General features: G+C 32.6%; 17 protein-coding genes and 1 other annotated feature. All 17 genes read left to right on the top strand.

What is annotated here, in order from left to right; genetic code table 11:
- Positions 1–44 precede the first annotated feature (44 nt).
- On the top strand, positions 45–2,120 hold the full coding sequence (gene topA / locus B5E87_RS00570; RefSeq protein ID WP_087242895.1) for a type I DNA topoisomerase: 2,076 nt from the start codon (positions 45–47) through the stop codon (positions 2,118–2,120).
- 36 nt (positions 2,121–2,156) lie between these two features.
- Positions 2,157–3,446 (top strand): methylenetetrahydrofolate--tRNA-(uracil(54)-C(5))-methyltransferase (FADH(2)-oxidizing) TrmFO, encoded by a 1,290-nt coding sequence (gene trmFO, locus B5E87_RS00565; RefSeq protein WP_087242893.1) that lies wholly within the window; start codon positions 2,157–2,159, stop codon positions 3,444–3,446.
- On the top strand, positions 3,439–4,353 hold the full coding sequence (gene xerA / locus B5E87_RS00560; RefSeq protein ID WP_087242891.1) for a site-specific tyrosine recombinase/integron integrase: 915 nt from the start codon (positions 3,439–3,441) through the stop codon (positions 4,351–4,353). The genes trmFO and xerA overlap by 8 nt, the downstream gene beginning before the upstream one ends.
- A 69-nt stretch (positions 4,354–4,422) precedes the next feature.
- Positions 4,423–4,491: a sequence feature (ribosomal protein L21 leader region), on the top strand.
- A gap of 20 nt (positions 4,492–4,511) precedes the next feature.
- The gene (rplU, locus tag B5E87_RS00555) at positions 4,512–4,868 is read left to right on the top strand and encodes a 50S ribosomal protein L21 (protein WP_087242889.1); all 357 of its coding nucleotides are present in this window, start codon (positions 4,512–4,514) and stop codon (positions 4,866–4,868) included.
- Positions 4,868–5,191 carry a ribosomal-processing cysteine protease Prp gene (locus tag B5E87_RS00550; RefSeq protein WP_087242887.1) on the top strand — a complete coding sequence of 108 codons (324 nt, stop codon included), beginning with the start codon at positions 4,868–4,870 and terminating at the stop codon, positions 5,189–5,191. The genes rplU and B5E87_RS00550 overlap by 1 nt, the downstream gene beginning before the upstream one ends.
- 4 nt (positions 5,192–5,195) lie before the next feature.
- Positions 5,196–5,480, top strand: a complete 285-nt coding sequence (gene rpmA / locus B5E87_RS00545; protein WP_087242885.1) for a 50S ribosomal protein L27 — start codon at positions 5,196–5,198, stop codon at positions 5,478–5,480.
- Positions 5,481–5,537: 57 nt separating this feature from the next.
- Entirely contained in the window at positions 5,538–6,824 is a 1,287-nt protein-coding gene (gene obgE / locus B5E87_RS00540) for a GTPase ObgE (protein ID WP_087242882.1), read from the top strand.
- Positions 6,825–6,930: 106 nt separating this feature from the next.
- A complete protein-coding gene (gene ruvA / locus B5E87_RS00535) occupies positions 6,931–7,497 on the top strand; it encodes a Holliday junction branch migration protein RuvA (protein WP_087242880.1) in 567 nt (188 codons plus the stop codon).
- A gap of 10 nt (positions 7,498–7,507) precedes the next feature.
- Complete coding sequence (gene ruvB, locus B5E87_RS00530; protein WP_087242876.1) at positions 7,508–8,506, top strand: Holliday junction branch migration DNA helicase RuvB; 999 nt, start codon at positions 7,508–7,510, stop codon at positions 8,504–8,506.
- Positions 8,507–8,534: 28 nt separating this feature from the next.
- Positions 8,535–9,008, top strand: a complete 474-nt coding sequence (locus tag B5E87_RS00525) for a ComEA family DNA-binding protein (RefSeq protein WP_087242874.1) — start codon at positions 8,535–8,537, stop codon at positions 9,006–9,008.
- A complete protein-coding gene (locus B5E87_RS00520; RefSeq protein ID WP_087242872.1) occupies positions 8,999–10,987 on the top strand; it encodes a DNA internalization-related competence protein ComEC/Rec2 in 1,989 nt (662 codons plus the stop codon). Before B5E87_RS00525 ends, B5E87_RS00520 begins: the two co-directional genes overlap by 10 nt.
- A 32-nt stretch (positions 10,988–11,019) precedes the next feature.
- Positions 11,020–11,997 (top strand): DNA polymerase III subunit delta, encoded by a 978-nt coding sequence (gene holA, locus B5E87_RS00515; protein ID WP_087242870.1) that lies wholly within the window; start codon positions 11,020–11,022, stop codon positions 11,995–11,997.
- Positions 11,985–13,190 (top strand): L-serine ammonia-lyase, iron-sulfur-dependent, subunit alpha, encoded by a 1,206-nt coding sequence (locus B5E87_RS00510; RefSeq protein WP_087242868.1) that lies wholly within the window; start codon positions 11,985–11,987, stop codon positions 13,188–13,190. Before holA ends, B5E87_RS00510 begins: the two co-directional genes overlap by 13 nt.
- Positions 13,187–14,284 (top strand): radical SAM family heme chaperone HemW, encoded by a 1,098-nt coding sequence (hemW, locus tag B5E87_RS00505; protein ID WP_087242866.1) that lies wholly within the window; start codon positions 13,187–13,189, stop codon positions 14,282–14,284. Before B5E87_RS00510 ends, hemW begins: the two co-directional genes overlap by 4 nt.
- Before the next feature lie 104 nt (positions 14,285–14,388).
- A complete protein-coding gene (gene hrcA, locus B5E87_RS00500) occupies positions 14,389–15,426 on the top strand; it encodes a heat-inducible transcriptional repressor HrcA (RefSeq protein ID WP_087242864.1) in 1,038 nt (345 codons plus the stop codon).
- Positions 15,427–15,436: 10 nt separating this feature from the next.
- A complete protein-coding gene (gene grpE / locus B5E87_RS00495; protein ID WP_241146898.1) occupies positions 15,437–15,994 on the top strand; it encodes a nucleotide exchange factor GrpE in 558 nt (185 codons plus the stop codon).
- Between the two features lie 20 nt (positions 15,995–16,014).
- Positions 16,015–17,835, top strand: coding sequence for a molecular chaperone DnaK (dnaK, locus tag B5E87_RS00490; RefSeq protein WP_087242862.1), 1,821 nt, complete (start codon positions 16,015–16,017; stop codon positions 17,833–17,835).
- Positions 17,836–17,840 lie beyond the last annotated feature (5 nt).

Here is a 17,840-nt window from a genome sequence, read left to right as displayed (position 1 = left end):
CAAAAAAAAGACTTAATAATAGAAAACACGTAGGAGGTAATATGATGGGTAAGAATTTAGTGATTGTTGAGTCGCCATCAAAATCAAAAACAATTCAAAAGTATTTAGGTGCAGATTTTGAAGTGACTTCATCAAAAGGGCATATTAGGGACTTGGCAACTACCGGAAAAGGTGGTTTAGGAGTCGATGTGGAAAATAATTTCAAGCCTAATTATGTTATTAATAAAGACAAAAAAGATGTTGTGAAAGAGTTGAAAAAATGCGTGAAGGAAGCTGATTATGTTTATTTGGCTACTGACCCTGACCGTGAAGGTGAAGCAATCTCATGGCATCTTGCAGAAGTGTTGGGATTAGATGAAAATTCAACAAATCGTATTGTTTTTAATGAGATTACACGTGATGCTGTTATCAATGCATTGAAAAATCCTCGTACAATTGATCAAAATCTTGTTAAATCACAAGAAACGAGAAGAGTTTTAGATCGTATTATTGGATTTAAGCTTTCTAAGCTTCTACAAAAAAAGATTAAATCGAAATCAGCTGGTCGTGTTCAGTCAGTTGCATTGAGATTGATTTGTGAAAGAGAAAAAGAAATTGAAGCTTTTATTCCTGAAGAATATTGGAAAGTCAAAGCTCAATTTGAAAAAGATGATGTGACATTTGAAGCAGAGCTTGCTAAATATCACAATAAAAAAATTGAACTTCATAATGAAGCAGAAACAAATGCTGTTTATGAGGCTTTAAATAAAGAGTTTCGTGTTTCTGATGTGAAGAAAACACAGAAGAAACGTGCTTCAAAACCACCATTTATTACATCTACATTACAGCAGGAAGCATCTTCAAAGTTGAATTTTAAAGCAAAACGTACAATGATGATTGCCCAAAAACTTTATGAAGGTGTCGATATTGGTAATGAAACTGTCGGTCTTATTACGTATATGAGAACGGATTCGATTCGTTTATCTGAAGGATTTATTCATGAAGCTAAGCAATATATCGGTGAAAAGTTTGGTCAAGACTATGTCGGTAGTGTGAAGGTGTCAAAGAAAAAAGACAATGTTCAGGATGCTCATGAAGGTATTCGACCAACAAGTATTATGCGTACTCCAGAAAGTGTGAAAGAGTATTTAAGTCGTGATGAATATAAGTTATATTCTTTAATTTATGCTAGAGCAATTGCTTCATTAATGGCTCCAGCTAAATTGAATGCTACAACACTTTCATTGGATAATAATGGTTATGAATTTAAAGCGAGTGGTTCAGTTATTTGCTTTGATGGATATTTAAGAGTTTATGGCGCTTATGAAAAACAAACTGATGAAATTCTACCTGAAGTGACAGTTGATGAAAAATTATTAAGTCAGGATATTCAAAAAACACAGCATTTTACAAAACCACCAGCTCGTTATAGTGAAGCAAAATTAATTAAGGAACTTGAAGATTTAGGAATTGGTAGACCAAGTACTTATGCAAGTATTATTGATACAATTGTAACAAGACAATATGTTGAACTTGTTGATAAAGCATTTAAACCAACGGAGTCAGGTTTATTAACAAATGAAAAGCTGGTTGAATTCTTTGATAGTATTATCAATGTTGAATATACAGCTCAAATGGAAAAAGAACTTGATGAAATTGCTGAAGGACATGATGATTATGTTCATGCTTTAACAACATTTGAAGATAAGTTTGAACCTTTGTTAGAAAATGCTTATGATAAGATGGAACAGATTCAACCACAAAAAACAGGGGAAACATGTCCTGAATGTGGTGGTGATCTAGTGATTCGTAAAGGAAAATATGGATCGTTTGTTGCTTGTTCTAACTATCCAACATGTAAATATATTAAAAAGGAACCTGAAACGATTGAGTATACAGGAGAAACATGTCCAAAATGTGGTAGTCCAATGATTTATAAGACAGGACGTTATGGGAAGTTTGAAGCATGTTCAAATTATCCTGAGTGTAAATATATTAAAAATGAACGAAAAAAAGCTGAACCAGTGATGACAGATGAAGTTTGTCCAAAATGTGGTAGTCCAATTGTCATTAAAAAGGGACGATTTGGTGAATTTAAAGCTTGTTCAGCTTATCCAAAATGTAAAACAATTATTAAATAAAAGTCCCATATGGGACTTTTTAGAAAGGAAAAACAAATGGAAAGAGTCAATATTATAGGGGGCGGATTAGCAGGAGTAGAAGCTGCTCATCAGTTGATTTTACGCAATATTCCTGTGCGTCTATATGAAATGCGTCCACATCAGACAACTGGTGCTCATAAAACTGAATACTTTGCTGAATTGGTTTGTTCTAATTCATTAAGAGCAGATGGACTTCATAATGCTGTAGGTGTATTAAAAAAAGAAATGGAAATGAATCACAGTTTAATTATGAAATTTGCCAGAGAACATCAAGTTCCTGCTGGAGGTTCATTAGCTGTTGATCGTTTTGGGTTTTCAAAAGCAATTAGTGAATACATCGAATCTCAGCCATTAATTGAAGTTGTACGACAAGAAGTGACTCGGATTCCTGAAGGTCCAACAATTATTGCTTCAGGCCCACTGACAAGCCCTGCTTTATCACAAGATATTCAACAGTTATTGCAGAAAGATTATTTTTATTTTTATGATGCAGCAGCACCTATCATAGAAAAAGAAAGTATTGATTTTTCAAAAGCTTATCTCAAATCAAGATATGATAAAGGAGATGCTGAATATATTAACTGTCCAATGAATGAAGAACAATTTGAAGCTTTTTATAAAGCTTTAATTGAAGCTGAAGTTGTTAAACCAAAAGATTTTGAAGAAAAGTTTTTTGAAGGCTGCATGCCTTTTGAAGAAATTGCCAGAAGAGGAAAACAGACTTTACTTTTCGGACCGATGAAACCTGTTGGATTAGAAAAGGATGGTCAAAGACCATATGCGGTTGTTCAATTAAGACAAGACAATGCTGTTGGTTCACTTTACAATATTGTTGGATTCCAGACACATTTAAAATGGGGAGAACAGGAACGTATTATTCATATGATTCCTGGTTTAGAAAATGCTAAAATTGTACGATATGGTGTTATGCATCGAAACTGTTTTATCTGTTCGCCTCGCTATCTGAAACCAACATATCAGTTTATAAATCGTGATGATCTGTTTTTTGCTGGACAAATGACAGGTGTTGAAGGATATGTGGAGTCAGCTCAAAGTGGCATAGTGGCTGGTATTAATATGGCAAGATATTTACAAGATCAGGAATTACTGATTTTTCCTAGAGAGACAGTGATGGGCTCTTTGGCATATTATATTACTCATGGTAGTGAAGATGATTTTCAGCCAATGAAAGCTAATTTTGGGATTTTACCTGATTTAGCTGTGCGTGTGAAGAAAAAAGAACGTAAGGATGCCTATGCCAAACGAGCTATTGAAACAATGGAGGATTTTATTTCAAATGTCTGATTTTTATAAGACAATGAAAGAATATTTACATTATTTGCAGTATTTTAAAAACTATTCATCTTTAACAATCAAAGGATATCAAAGAGATATTGAAGAGTTTATTCAATACTGTCAGCGTGAGAATATTTCTTGTTTTGAAACAGTGAAGTATTCTTTTTTAAGAGGCTATTTGGCTTATTTACATACTAAGAATTTATCACCTAAAACGATTAATCATCATATGAGTAGTCTAAGAGGACTTTATCGCTATTTACAAAAAGAAGAACGCATTGATGATAATCCGTTTCTACTTATTGAATCGTTGAAAGAACCACAACGTCAACCAGATTTTTTATATATTGATGAAATGTTAGATTTGTTAGATAGTATTGATACACATACATCATTAGGACGTCGTAATAAAGCAATGCTTGAATTAATGTATGCCTCAGGACTGCGTTGTTCAGAAGTTGTAGAGCTGCAGTTATCACAAATTGATTTTTCTAGACAACTGCTGTTGATTCACGGAAAAGGTGGTAAAGATCGTTACGTTCCGTTTCATGATTATGCGGCTTCATGGTTAAAAGATTATATTGAAAACGATCGCCAAGAGATAATGTCAAAATCACAACAGGATCATTATTTTGTATTTATTAATAAGTTTGGTAAACCTTTAACAAATCGTGGTGTGGAAGATATTGTCAATCGTGTGGTCAAAGCATATGATCCCACTAAGAAAATTCATCCTCATACTATTCGTCATTCGTTTGCAACGCATTTATTAGAACAGGGTATTGATTTACGTGTTGTTCAGGAGCTATTAGGACATGCTCATTTATCAACAACACAGGTTTATACACACATTACAAAACAGCATTTAAAAGAAATTTATGATCACTCACATCCAAGAAATCAACAAAATCATTAAGAAGTGAGAATATTTGAAAAAAATGTTGACGATAAGATGATAAAATGATAATATACAAATGTTGTAGACCTCTAGCTACAACCGCACATACAAGGTGTTAAAGCTTAGCTGCCTTGATTGGCGAGTCTGAGATTATTATAAAAAGAAGGAGGTACATCATGTACGCAATTATTGAAACTGGTGGAAAACAATTAAAAGTTGAAGTTGGAGATTCTATTTTTGTTGAAAAATTAGATGTTGCTGAAGGAGAAGAAGTGGTTTTAGATAAAGTTTTATTTATTGGAGATAAAACAAATAAAATCGGTAATCCTTATATTAAAGGAGCTACTGTCACTGCTCAAGTTGAAAAACAAGGTAAAGAAAAGAAAGTTTTAATCTATAAATATAATCCTAAAAAGCATTATCATAAAAAACAAGGTCATAGACAACCTTATACAAAATTAGTGATCAAAGATATTAAAAAAACTGCTAGAAAAGCAGCTCCAAAAAGCGAAACTGCAGAAGCTGCTGAATAATGATTGAAGCTGTTATTAAAAAGCATAAACAATCCATTATTCAAATAACGGTTTCTGGACATGCTCAAAGTGCTGAATATGGCAAAGATTTAGTATGTGCTGGGGTAAGTACTGCTTGCATAGGAATTGCAAATGCATTGGTGCATTATCAGTTTTTATCACAAGAGCTAGGTACGATTGAGATTAATGATGGATATATTGATATTAAGGTTCAACATACGAATGAGCAGATTCAAGTGGTGCTAGGGACATTTGAAGTCATGCTGGAAACAATTGAAGAATCTTATTCAAAATACATGAAAATCAAAAAGATGGAGGTATGAAACCATGATGTTTAAATTAGATTTACAATTATTCGCTTCTAAAAAAGGTGTTGGTTCAACAAAAAATGGTCGTGATTCTGAATCAAAAAGATTAGGAGCTAAATTATCTGATGGGCAATTCTGTACTGCTGGTTCTATCATTTACAGACAAAGAGGAACTAAAATCCATCCAGGTGTAAATGTTGGAAAAGGTGGAGATGACACTTTATTTGCAAAAGTAGATGGTGTTGTGAAATTTGAAAGAGACGGAAGAACAAGAAAAAAAGTTTCTGTTTATCCAGCTGCTTAATAGGAACCCCTTATATGGGGTTCTTTTTTTGAAAAAGACGGTAAAGAAGGTGAAAAGATGAAGTTTATTGATAAAGTACATATTTATGTTGAAGCAGGTAAAGGTGGCGACGGTGTTGTGGCATTTCGTCGTGAAGCCTATGTACCTAAAGGTGGACCTGCTGGAGGAGATGGTGGAAAAGGTGGTAGCATTATTTTTGAAGCTACAACATCACTTTCCACTCTATTAGACTTTAGATATCATCGTGAATATAAAGCAAAAAGCGGTGGTCAGGGAATGGCTAAAAAGATGCATGGTGCAGATGGTGCTGATATGATTTTAAAAGTCCCTGTTGGAACTGTCATTTATGATGAAGATAGTGGACGTGTTTTGGCCGATTTAACTCATGATAAACAAAGAGCGGTGATTGCTAAAGGTGGACGTGGTGGACGTGGAAATGCACGATTCGCAACAAGTCGTAATCCTGCTCCAACTATTTGCGAACGCGGAGAACCTGGTGAAAAATATAATTTGATTTGTGAATTAAAATTACTTGCGGATGTTGGGTTGGTTGGATTCCCGTCAGTGGGGAAATCAACGTTATTATCAGTTGTAACACGTGCAAAGCCAGAGATTGCTGATTATCATTTCACAACAATTGTTCCTAATTTAGGAGTGGCTCAATCTAAAGATGGACGTTCATTTGTTATGGCTGATTTACCTGGTTTGATTGAAGGAGCCAGTCAAGGAAAAGGATTAGGTCATCAGTTCTTACGTCATATTGAAAGATGTCGTGTTATTGTTCATGTTATTGATATGGGTGGTACTGAAGGTCGTGATCCTTATGAAGATTATTTGGCTATTAATAAAGAGCTTGGTGAATATAAATATCGTTTATTAGATAGACCACAAATCATTGTTGCTAATAAGATGGATGAACCTGCAGCTGAGGAAAATCTTGAACGTTTTAAAGCCCAATTGAATGAAGATATTCCTGTTTTTCCTGTTATTGCTTTGATTCAAGAAGGTGTAGATATGGTTCTTTATGCAATTGCGGACTTATTGGATCGTACACCATCATTCGCCAGTGAAGAGGAAGAAACAGAAAACAGTGTTCTCTATACATATGAAAAACCAGATGAAATTGGATTTGAAATTCATAATATGGGTAATGGGCAATGGCACGTTACTGGTGAAAGAGTGGAAAAAATTGTTCAAATGGCATCGCTTGGTAGCGATGATGGTGTCAAACGTTTTGCACAGAAAATGCGTAATATTGGTTTGGATGATGCTTTGCGTGTGGCAGGTGTTCAAGCTGGAGACACAGTTTCAATTTTAGATTTTGAATTTGAGTTTTATGAATAAACCAATTCCATAATAGATGAAAAAATGAGAAAATTGCTTCTCATTTTTTTATTTATGTTAAAAGTGTGCTATAATGATGTGGATATTATGAAATGGGAGTTGTCACATGTATAGTTATATTAAAGGTGTTATTGTCGATATGTGTAAAGATCATATCGTGGTAGATAATCAAGGAATTGGTTATTTGATTTATGTTTCTAATCCTTATCAGTTTACAAAAGGAAAAGAAACATTAGTTTATGTGTATCAACAGGTCAGAGAAGATGGTATTATTTTGTTTGGTTTTTTAACCAAAGAAGAAAAAGATTTGTTTTTAAAGTTGATACTTGTCAAGGGAATTGGTTGTAAAACGGCTATTGGTATTTTAGCTACTGGTGATGTTCAAGCAATCATTTCAGCAATTGAATCCAAAAATATTACCTATTTAAGAAAAATCCCAGGTATTGGACCTAAGGCCGCTCAACAGATTGTATTAGATTTACAAGGTAAATTTGATATACCATCATCACAAATTGTTTTAACATCAGTAGAATTTGATGAAGCTGTAGAAGTTTTGATAGCTTTAGGATATAAACGTCAGGATGTTGATCGTGTGATGAATACACTTTCTCATGAATCGCTAGATACAAATGGGTATGTAAAAAAAGCTCTAGGTTTATTAGTCAAGATATAGGAGGGTGACTATGGATTTAAATCATGATGTTTTAGATATCAATGAACATATAGAAGATGAAGAAAATCAATTAAGACCTCAATCTTTTGATGAATATATTGGACAAAGTCATTTGAAGAAGAATTTAAAAGTTTTTGTTGGGGCGGCTAAACTAAGAAATGAAACATTGGATCATGTTTTATTGTATGGGCCACCTGGTTTAGGAAAAACAACTATGTCCATGATTATTGCTAATGAAATGGGAACGCATTTAAAAGCAACAACTGGACCAAGTATTGAAAAAACTGGTGATTTGGTTGCTATTTTAACATCACTTGAACCTGGAGATGTCTTATTTATTGATGAAATTCATCGTTTGAATAAAGTAGTAGAAGAAATTTTATATCCAGCAATGGAAGATTTCTATGTAGATGTTGTTATTGGAAAAGAAGCTTCAACACGTTCTATTCGTATTGATTTGCCACCTTTTACACTTGTTGGAGCGACAACACGTGCTGGTGATTTATCAGCACCATTAAGAGATCGTTTTGGTATTGTTTCTAAACTTGAATATTACAATGTTGAAGAATTAACATCTATTATTAATCGTACCAGCCAGGTTTATCATATTGAAATGGATGATGAAGCTAAAATTGAATTAGCCAAAAGATCACGTGGAACACCAAGAATTGCCAATCGTTTATTTAGACGAGTGAGAGATTTTGCACAATATAATGGTGATGATGTTATTACAAAAGAAAGAACAGTGGAAGCTTTACAATCGTTAAAAGTAGATGAATTAGGTTTAGATGATGTTGATCATAAATATCTATTAGGTATTATTCAACGTTTTCGTGGTGGGCCAGTTGGCTTAGAGGCTATTGCTGCAAGCATTGGTGAAGAACCATTGACTTTAGAAGATGTTTATGAACCTTATTTATTGCAGACAGGATTGATTAAAAGAACGCCTAGAGGGCGTGTTGTTACTGAATTAGCATATCAGCATTTTCACATTTTAAAAGAATCTTAGGATTCTTTTTTTATTTGAGGAGGTATTTATGAAAAAGAAATATCAAGTGTTAGGTCTGATTATTTTAATGATATGTTCTATTGTATATGATTTTCAAAAACCAGATGTTCAAAAAGAAGAGATGATTTCTTTGTCTTATGTTATTTTAGAAGGGGAATTTTTAAAAACAGGAAAGTATGAATTTGAAGGTGAAAAAACAATTCAGGATATTATTGATGAGGTTGGCGTTTCTGAGCAGGCTAATTTAAATTCTGTAAAGGGTGATAAGATTGTTGAAGATGAAAGTCGTTTATATATACCACCCCAACAAGAGCATGCGATTTCTTTAAATAATGCTTGCCAAGAGGAACTTATGAGTTTGCAGGGAGTAGGCGAAAAAACAGCGTTAAAAATTATTGATTATCGTCAACAACATCCTTTTGAAACAATTGAGGATATTATGAATATCAGTGGAATTGGAGAAAAAACATATTTAAGGCTTAGGGAACATCTATGCTTATAAGATATCATTGTTTCTATTATGCATTAGGACTTCTATGTCTGACATTGGGAAAAGTTCTTCATCCACTTTTTTATTTGTTATTAGTGGTTTATGCTATTTTTGTTTATCGACGATTATCTTTATATCATTTATGTTTGATGATATTTTTATGTATCATTTTTTATTTACAGCCACATCATATTTTACAATTACCTTCAGTGATTGAAGGTGAAGTCGTCAAAGCAAGTGAAAAATATTGTTATTTGAAAACAGATATAGGAACCGTTAAGCTTTATCATCAGGAAGCTATTGAATATGGTGATGTGATTAAAGTAAAAGTTGAACCACTAGAACTTTATGAAAATACAAATGATTATGCTTTCTGTGAAAGAGATTATCTTTATGGACAAAAGATTTTTCATAAAGCTTATTTACAGACATTACTCAAGCAACAGCATCATCCTACATTTTATCACTGGCTGGAACAGCGTTTATCAGAACATCAAGATATAAATGATTATCAGAAATTATTTATTTTGGGTGAAAGAAATGAAAGTATTCATGATGATTATCAGGTTTTGACAGATTTATCTTTAGTCCATATGTTTGCTTTATCAGGTATGCATATTCATATTTTGTATGCTCTCATCAAAAATGTTCTTGGTTTATTTTTACCACGTTCTTTGTCTCGATTGATAACCTATTTATTGATTGGTTTTTATATTTTTTCTATCCCAATGCTTGTGTCTTTATATCGTGCTTTTTTTGTTTTATTGTTGTATGATTTATTGAAAAAGTGGCTGAATAAATTAGATGTTTTTGCTATTTTGATTATGGCATCTTTATTTTATAATCCTTATATCATTTTTAATATTTCTTTTGTTTTTTCTTATTTTGTTTATTTTATTGTTTTATTGACACAACATATGCGTTATTCTTCATTTTGGATTTATTTATCTTCTTTACCTATTATTCTCACACTTAATGCTCAAATTCCACTGATTGCTTTTTTTGTTAGTGATATTTTGAATCTTTTTATTGAATATTTTTATAGTTTATGTATTTTTTCAATTATTTTTCCTGCTTTAGAAATTATTTTAAAATATTATGTAAGTGTTTTTCAAAGTATTTTATCTTTTTTAGAAACAATCAATCATTTTATTGTTTTTTCAAAACCTACATTAGCATGGCTTGTCTTGTTTTATTTCTTTTATTTTCGGCTTTTATTACGTCAGGAACTCCAGCATCGCTATCGCCATGATATATGTGCTTTACTTTCGTTAATGCTGGTGTTAAATGTATGGAGTCAATATAAGATTTATGGAGAAGTGACAATGATTGATGTTGGACAGGGAGATTGTACTTTGATTCGTTTACCAATGAATCAGGGACATATTTTAATTGATACTGGAGGGCATCAGGAATATGATTTGGCTACACAAACAATTATTCCCTATTTAAAGTCAGTTGGAATTTCACATTTAGATTATGTTTATATTTCTCATGATGATTTTGATCATTGTGGAGCATTAGATTCTTTGCTGGAACATTTTTCAGTTGGACAAGTGATTGATAGTTTTGAAGAGAGTCGACAAATTGGATGTGCTCATATTCAAATGTTAAAAAGTGACAAAATTTATAGTGATTCAAATGACCAGTCTTTACTCATGTATGTGACTTTACCAGCTATGAATATCCTGTTTATGGGGGATGCTTCTGTTGCTGTTGAAAAGGATGTTGAAAAACAGCTTCAAGACTTAGATGTTGATGTTCTTAAAGTATCTCATCATGGAAGTGCAACGGCTACATCAGCCACTTTTTTATCACAAATTCATCCTGAAATTGCAATGATTGGTGTCAAGAAGGATAATATGTATCATCATCCATCATTAGAAGTGATTGAACGATTGCAAAGAAAAGGAATCACAATTTTACGTACTGATCAAGATGGGATGTTTCATATTCGATTTTATGGAAAAGAACGTTACATTTTAAGGTGATTCATGTATAATGATAGGCGTGGGGTGATTCTATGAATTTTGTTATTTATGGTGAAGATAAATTATTAATGGAACAAAGATTGAAGACATTAAAGAAAAAATATCATATTCAGGAAGATGATATGAATATTGTGACATATTGGTGTCAGGACACACCGTTATCATCTATCATAGAAGATGCTTTAACACCACCTTTTTTAAGTGAGTATAAAATGATTGTTGTGAAAAACCCCGTTTTTTTGACAACGCAAAAACAAAAAATAGCAAGTGATGAAGATATTCAAAAATTTATGGATTATTTAAAACTAGACAATCCTACTACAGTTCTTGTCATCTATCATGATCAAAGAAATTTTGATGAAAGAAAAAAAGTTGTTAAAGAGTTGCGTAAAAATGCTCATTTTTATGATATTGAAAAAATGGATGAACATCAATTATATAAAGCCACTCATCAGGCTATTAAAAGTCGTGGCTGTGAGATTGATGAAGAAGCTTTAAGGTTGTTTTTATCACGTATGCCAAATAATTTATTAGAAATTTCTCAGGAAGTTCAAAAACTTTGTTTATATACAAAGCATATTACAACACAGACAGTTGATTTGTTAGTGAGTAAACAGATTGAAGAAAATGTGTTTGAATTAACTCAAGCTATTTTAAACAAGGAAACAGCGAGAAGTTTTCGTATTTATAAAGATCTTATTATGAATAATGAAGAACCAGTGAAATTAATTGTGTTGATTGGAAATGCTATGCGTTTATTATACCAGGTGAAATTATTGGATAGAAAAGGCTATAATGATAAAGAAATAGCCCAAATGTTATCTATTAAATCTGGCCGTTTGTGGTATATTAGACGAGATAGTCGAAATTTTGATTTGAAAGAATTATTGGTTTGTATTGATGAATTATCACAACTTGATATTGCGATAAAAACAGGAAAAATTGATAAATACAAGGGTTTAGAACTCTTTTTAATGCGAATGGGAGGAAATGGAAAATGGAATCAATGAGAGAATTATTTAAAATTGGTGTTGGGCCCTCTTCATCACATACGATGGGGCCTCAAAGGGCAGCCTTAAAAATAAGTGAAATGTATCCTGAAGCCACACATTTTCATGTTGATTTACACGGTTCATTGGCTTTAACAGGGAAAGGACATTTAACTGATTATATAATTGAAAAGACTTTTGCGCCAAAACCTGTTCAATTTTCTTTTAAAAGTGAAGAATTACCTTTTCATCCTAATGGCATGATTGTTCATGTTTATAAGGATGATGTAGAAATGAAAACGGTAGAAGTTTATTCTATTGGTGGTGGTTCCATCCTATTTAAAGGAGATTTGGCTCAAGATCCAGTTCAGGTATATCAACAAAATACAATGAAAGAAATACTTGACTATGTAGATGTTCATGGTATTTCTTTATATGATTATGTTTTAGAAAATGAAGGTGAGGATTTTGATCATTTTCTTTCTGATATATTGGAAGCTATGTTTGAAAGTGTTGAAAATGGTTTGAAAAAAGAAGGAGTCATTCAAGGAAAGCTAAAATTAAAAAGAGTAGCAAAATCAATGTTTCAACAGGCACAAAATACGCGACGTGAAGCTGATCGTGAAAGACTATTTATTTCTAGTTATGCTTATGCTGTGTCAGAAGAAAATGCTGATGGTGGACAAATTGTGACAGCACCAACATGTGGGGCAAGTGGTATTATGCCGGCTATTCTTTATTATTGTTATAAGCAATTACATATTGAAAAGAAAGATTTGATTAAAGCTTTAGCTATTGGCGGTTTATTTGGTAATGTTGTTAAAACAAATGCTACAATTTCTGGCGCTGATGGTGGTTGTCAGGCAGAAGTAGGAACGGCCTGTGCAATGGCGGCTGCTACAATGGCTTGGATATATGAACTTAATAATTCGTTAATAGAGTATGCTGCTGAAATGGGATTAGAACACAATCTAGGATTGACTTGTGATCCTGTAGGTGGTTATGTTCAAATTCCATGTATTGAGCGTAATGGATATGGATCATTACGTGCATTAGATGCAGCAATGTTAGCTAAACAGTTAGGTTATTTAAGAAAAAACAAAGTATCTTTTGATACTATTGTCAAAGTCATGAAAGAAACGGGTAAAGATTTATCTAGTGATTATAAAGAAACCTCTCTAGGTGGATTAGCGAAAGAATTTGGTTTATCATGAGTGCTTTATATGTTCATGTTCCATTCTGTCAGCATATTTGTAGCTATTGTGATTTTTGTAAAGTCTTTTATGATGAAAAATGGGCCTGGGATTATTTAAAAGCTTTATCTTTTGAAATAAAAGATAAAGCTTTATCAACATCTTATGATAGTATCTATATTGGTGGTGGAACACCAACTGCTCTTACTTATCAGCAGCTTCAATACTTATTTGAATTATTAAAACCTTTTTCCAAACAAGTTCAAGAATATAGTATTGAAGTCAATCCAGAAACAATGGATCAAGAAAAATTAGAGCTTTGTTTTCAAAATGGTGTCAATCGTTTAAGCATTGGTGTCCAGACCTTTCGTGATGATTTATTAAAAAAGATTGGTAGAGTTCATACATCTAAACAAGTTTTAGAACTCATAAAAGATGCTCAAACAATAGGCTTTCAGGATATTAATATTGACTTGATGTATGGATTACCAGATCAGACATTAGAAGATGTTCAAGCAGATATTCAACAATTATGTCAATTAGACATAGGACATGTTTCCTATTATGCGTTGATTTTAGAGGATCATACAATCTTAAAAAATATGAATTATCAGCCTTTGGATGATGAAGAAGATGCCAAGTGGTATCATTTTATACGTCAGGAATTAAAAAAATATGGTTTCCATCAATATGAAGTGAGTAATTATTATCGTTATAAACCATCGTTACATAATCTTGTATATTGGCATTATCAGGATTATGAGGGGATTGGTCTTTCTGCACATTCGTTAAAAAAACATCATCGTTATGAAAATACAAAATCTTTGACACGTTATTTGAATCATCATTATTTAGAAAATGATATTCCATTGTCTATGGAGGATTGCTTGTTTGAAAAAATAATGATGGGTTTACGTTTGAATGAAGGAATTTCTCTTGAGGAAATGAATAGATTATTTGATATTGATTTTCAAGTGAAATATCAAGATGTCATTACTAAATATCAAAATATGAATTTTTTAGAAATAACGAATGGATATTTAAAAACAACATCTTTAGGGATGAATTATCTCAATAATATTTTAATAGATTTTTTAGAAGATGAACAGGGATGACCTGTTTTTCATTCTTTTTTAGCACAAAAGTGTTGACAGTGCTAAAAAGATGAGTATAATGTAATTAGCACAAGAGGAAAAGGAGTGCTAAAGGAGGCTATGATATGCTGACAGCTAGGCAATTACTGATTTTAAAATGTATTGTTGAAGAATTTGTGGAAACGGCTGAGCCAGTAGGATCAAAAACCTTAATGACGAAATATCAGCTTCCTTATTCGAGTGCAACAATTAGAAATGAAATGTCGTTTCTAGAAGAACACGGTTACTTAGAGAAGACGCATACGTCTTCAGGGCGTGTCCCATCAACAAAAGGATATCGTTTTTATGTCGATACTTTGATGCAACCTAGTGTAGATGACGAGGTGAAAAATCAGGTTTCAACAATTTTGGGAGATCGACATCGCTCTTTAAATGAAATTATTAAAGAGAGTTGCCAAATTTTAAGTCAATTGACTCATTTGACAACAGTCGCATTAGGACCAAATGCAATTTATGAACATTTACAGAATATTACACTTGTTCCTTTATCTGAACATACTGTGACAGCCATTATCGTCACAGATAAAGGACATGTTGAAAATCGAAACTTCAATATTAAAAATAATGCTTATATGGAAGATTTAACGAGTTGTGTCAATGTCATGAATGAATTGCTTGATGGAACACCAATGAATCAAGTCGTTTATCATTTAGAAAGAGATGTCAAACCTATATTAAGTGCTCGTATTAAAGAACATGAAGTTCTATTCAATGCTTTCTTGGAAGCATTTATGAAGTTTGCGAATAACAATGTTTATTTTTCTGGAAAAGAGAATATGTTATATCAGCCAGAATATAACGATGTGAATAAATTACGTCGTTTAGTAACTGCATTTGAAAATTCACAATCTTGGAAAAGTTTGGAGCCGATTGCTTTGGAAGATGGTGTAACGGTCAGAATTGGAAGTGATTCACCAATAAAGGATTTAAATGATGTTTCGGTGATTTCAGCTTCGTTTAAAACAGGGAATGAGTCTAAAGGATCTATTTCAGTCATTGGGCCAACGCGTATGCCTTATGAGAAAGTCGTTTCTTTAGTTGAGTATATTTCAAAGAGCTTAGAAGAAGTTCTTGTAAGTCAAAATGATGAAGATGATGAATAGAGGTGAAACAATGGCAAAGGAAAAGGAAACTGAAAAAGAAGAAGTGACAGAAGAAGTTGTAGATGAACAAACAAATGAAAATGAAGAAAAGCAAGATGAGAATACAACAGAAAGCTTAGAAAAGCAAATGAAAAAATTGGAAGAAGAAGTCAATACATGGAAAACGGATTATTATAAAGTTTTTGCAGATATGGAAAACTTAAAAAGACGTTTAGAAAAAGAACATCAAAATTCATTAAAATTTATGATGCAGTCATTTATTGAAGAATTGCTTCCAGTAGTGGACAATTTTGAACGTTCGTTGAATGTGCAAAATCCAAGTGAAGAAGTTCAAACTTTCTTGAAAGGTTATCAAATGATCTTTGATCAGCTGATGAACATTTTAAAGAAAAATGGTGTAGAAGTGATTGAAGCTCAAGGTAAAGAATTTGATCCAAATCTACATCAGGCAGTTATGACAACACAAGATGAAAATTTTGATCACAATGTTGTTGTGGAAGAACTTCAAAAAGGTTACAAATTGAAAGATCGCGTTATTCGTGCATCTTTAGTCAAAGTCAATGAATAAATTTTAGGAGGATGATCATTATGGGTAATAAAATTATTGGTATTGATTTAGGAACAACAAACTCATGTGTAAGTGTGATGGAAAATGGTGAAGCAAAAGTTATTGCAAATCCTGAAGGATTAAGAACAACTCCATCTGTTGTTGCTTTCAAAAATGGAGAAATTATTGTTGGTGAAGCTGCTAAACGTCAAGCAGTTACAAACAAAGAAACTGTTATGTCAATTAAAAGACATATGGGTACAAGCTATAAAGAACATGTTAATGGTAAAGATTATACACCTCAAGAAATTTCAGCTATGATTTTACAAAACTTAAAAGCAACTGCTGAATCTTATTTAGGTGAATCAGTTAATCGTGCTGTTATTACAGTACCTGCATATTTCAATGATGCTCAACGTCAGGCAACAAAAGATGCTGGTAAAATTGCTGGATTAGAAGTTGAACGTATTATCAACGAACCAACTGCAGCAGCATTAGCATTTGGTGTTGATAAATTAGATAAAGAACAAAAAGTTTTAGTTTATGACTTAGGTGGAGGAACATTTGATGTTTCTATCCTTGATTTAGCTGATGGTATGTTTGAAGTTTTAGCTACTGCTGGTGATAACCATTTAGGTGGAGATGACTTTGACCAAGCTATCATGAACTGGATTGTTGCTGAATTCAAAAAAGAACAAGGTGTTGATTTAAGCAACGATAAAATGGCTATGCAACGTGTAAAAGAAGCTGCAGAAAAAGCAAAGAAAGATGTTTCTGGTATGATGCAAACTCAAATTTCATTACCATTCATTTCTGCCGGTCCAGCTGGTCCATTACATCTTGAATTAACACTAACAAGAGCTAAATTTGATGAATTAACACATGATTTAGTTATGCGTACAGAAGGACCTGTAAGACAAGCATTAAGCGATGCAGGTATGTCTCCAAGCGATATTGATCAAGTTTTATTAGTTGGTGGTTCTACACGTATTATTGCAGTTCAAGAATCAGTAAAGAGATTACTTGGAAAAGAACCTAACAAATCAGTAAACCCTGATGAAGTTGTTTCTATGGGTGCTGCAATCCAAGGTGGAGTTATTGCTGGAGATGTTAAAGACATTGTCTTACTAGATGTAACACCATTATCATTAGGTATTGAAACAATGGGTGGAGTTATGACTGTCTTAATTGAAAGAAATACAACTATCCCAACAACTAAATCACAAATCTTCTCTACTGCTGCTGATAATCAACCTGCTGTTGATATCAACGTATTACAAGGTGAAAGAACAATGGCTAAAGATAATAAACAATTAGGTTTATTTAAATTAGATGGTATTGAACCTGCACCTAGAGGAGTCCCTCAAATTGAAGTAACTTTCAGCATTGATGTTAACGGTATTGTTAATGTTAAAGCAAAAGATATGAAAACACAAAAAGAACAATCTATCACTATTCAAAACTCAACTGGTTTAAGTGATGAAGAAATTGATAGAATGGTTAAAGAAGCTGAAGCAAATAAAGCTGATGACGAAAAGAAACGTAAAGATATTGAAACAAGAAATAAAGCAGAACAAATGATTAATGAAATTGATAAAGCTTTAGCTGAACAAGGTGATAAGATTGATGATAATCAAAAAGCTCAAGCTACTGCTTTAAGAGATGAATTAAAGAAAGCATTAGATGCTAACGATATGGCTACACTTGAAGCAAAAATGAGTGAATTAGAACAAGTTGCTCAACAAATGGCAGCATATCAATATCAACAATCACAACAAGGAGCTAATCCAACAGGTGATGCTTCAAATACAGCAACTCAAGATGATGATGTTGTTGATGCAGATTTTACAGAAAAAAATTAAAATAA

The sequence above is a fragment of the Massilimicrobiota sp. An142 genome (assembly GCF_002160725.1).
Taxonomy (GTDB): Bacteria; Bacillota_I; Bacilli_A; order Erysipelotrichales; family Coprobacillaceae; genus Allocoprobacillus; species Allocoprobacillus merdigallinarum.
Note: the sequence above shows the minus strand (reverse complement) of the source record. Positions and strands in the feature narration are given on the sequence as shown.

Bases quoted from the DNA above. Each gene is read 5' to 3' on its own strand.
- hrcA (WP_087242864.1), top strand. From the start codon at position 14,389: ATGCTGACAGCTAGGCAATTACTGATTTTAAAATGTATTGTTGAAGAA.
- rpmA (WP_087242885.1), top strand. From the start codon at position 5,196: ATGATGTTTAAATTAGATTTACAATTATTCGCTTCTAAAAAAGGTGTT.
- B5E87_RS00520 (WP_087242872.1), top strand. From the start codon at position 8,999: ATGCTTATAAGATATCATTGTTTCTATTATGCATTAGGACTTCTATGT.
- ruvB (WP_087242876.1), top strand. From the start codon at position 7,508: ATGGATTTAAATCATGATGTTTTAGATATCAATGAACATATAGAAGAT.
- dnaK (WP_087242862.1), top strand. From the start codon at position 16,015: ATGGGTAATAAAATTATTGGTATTGATTTAGGAACAACAAACTCATGT.
- holA (WP_087242870.1), top strand. From the start codon at position 11,020: ATGAATTTTGTTATTTATGGTGAAGATAAATTATTAATGGAACAAAGA.
- grpE (WP_241146898.1), top strand. From the start codon at position 15,437: ATGGCAAAGGAAAAGGAAACTGAAAAAGAAGAAGTGACAGAAGAAGTT.
- topA (WP_087242895.1), top strand. From the start codon at position 45: ATGGGTAAGAATTTAGTGATTGTTGAGTCGCCATCAAAATCAAAAACA.
- xerA (WP_087242891.1), top strand. From the start codon at position 3,439: ATGTCTGATTTTTATAAGACAATGAAAGAATATTTACATTATTTGCAG.
- ruvA (WP_087242880.1), top strand. From the start codon at position 6,931: ATGTATAGTTATATTAAAGGTGTTATTGTCGATATGTGTAAAGATCAT.
- B5E87_RS00510 (WP_087242868.1), top strand. From the start codon at position 11,985: ATGGAATCAATGAGAGAATTATTTAAAATTGGTGTTGGGCCCTCTTCA.
- trmFO (WP_087242893.1), top strand. From the start codon at position 2,157: ATGGAAAGAGTCAATATTATAGGGGGCGGATTAGCAGGAGTAGAAGCT.
- rplU (WP_087242889.1), top strand. From the start codon at position 4,512: ATGTACGCAATTATTGAAACTGGTGGAAAACAATTAAAAGTTGAAGTT.
- hemW (WP_087242866.1), top strand. From the start codon at position 13,187: ATGAGTGCTTTATATGTTCATGTTCCATTCTGTCAGCATATTTGTAGC.
- obgE (WP_087242882.1), top strand. From the start codon at position 5,538: ATGAAGTTTATTGATAAAGTACATATTTATGTTGAAGCAGGTAAAGGT.
- B5E87_RS00525 (WP_087242874.1), top strand. From the start codon at position 8,535: ATGAAAAAGAAATATCAAGTGTTAGGTCTGATTATTTTAATGATATGT.
- B5E87_RS00550 (WP_087242887.1), top strand. From the start codon at position 4,868: ATGATTGAAGCTGTTATTAAAAAGCATAAACAATCCATTATTCAAATA.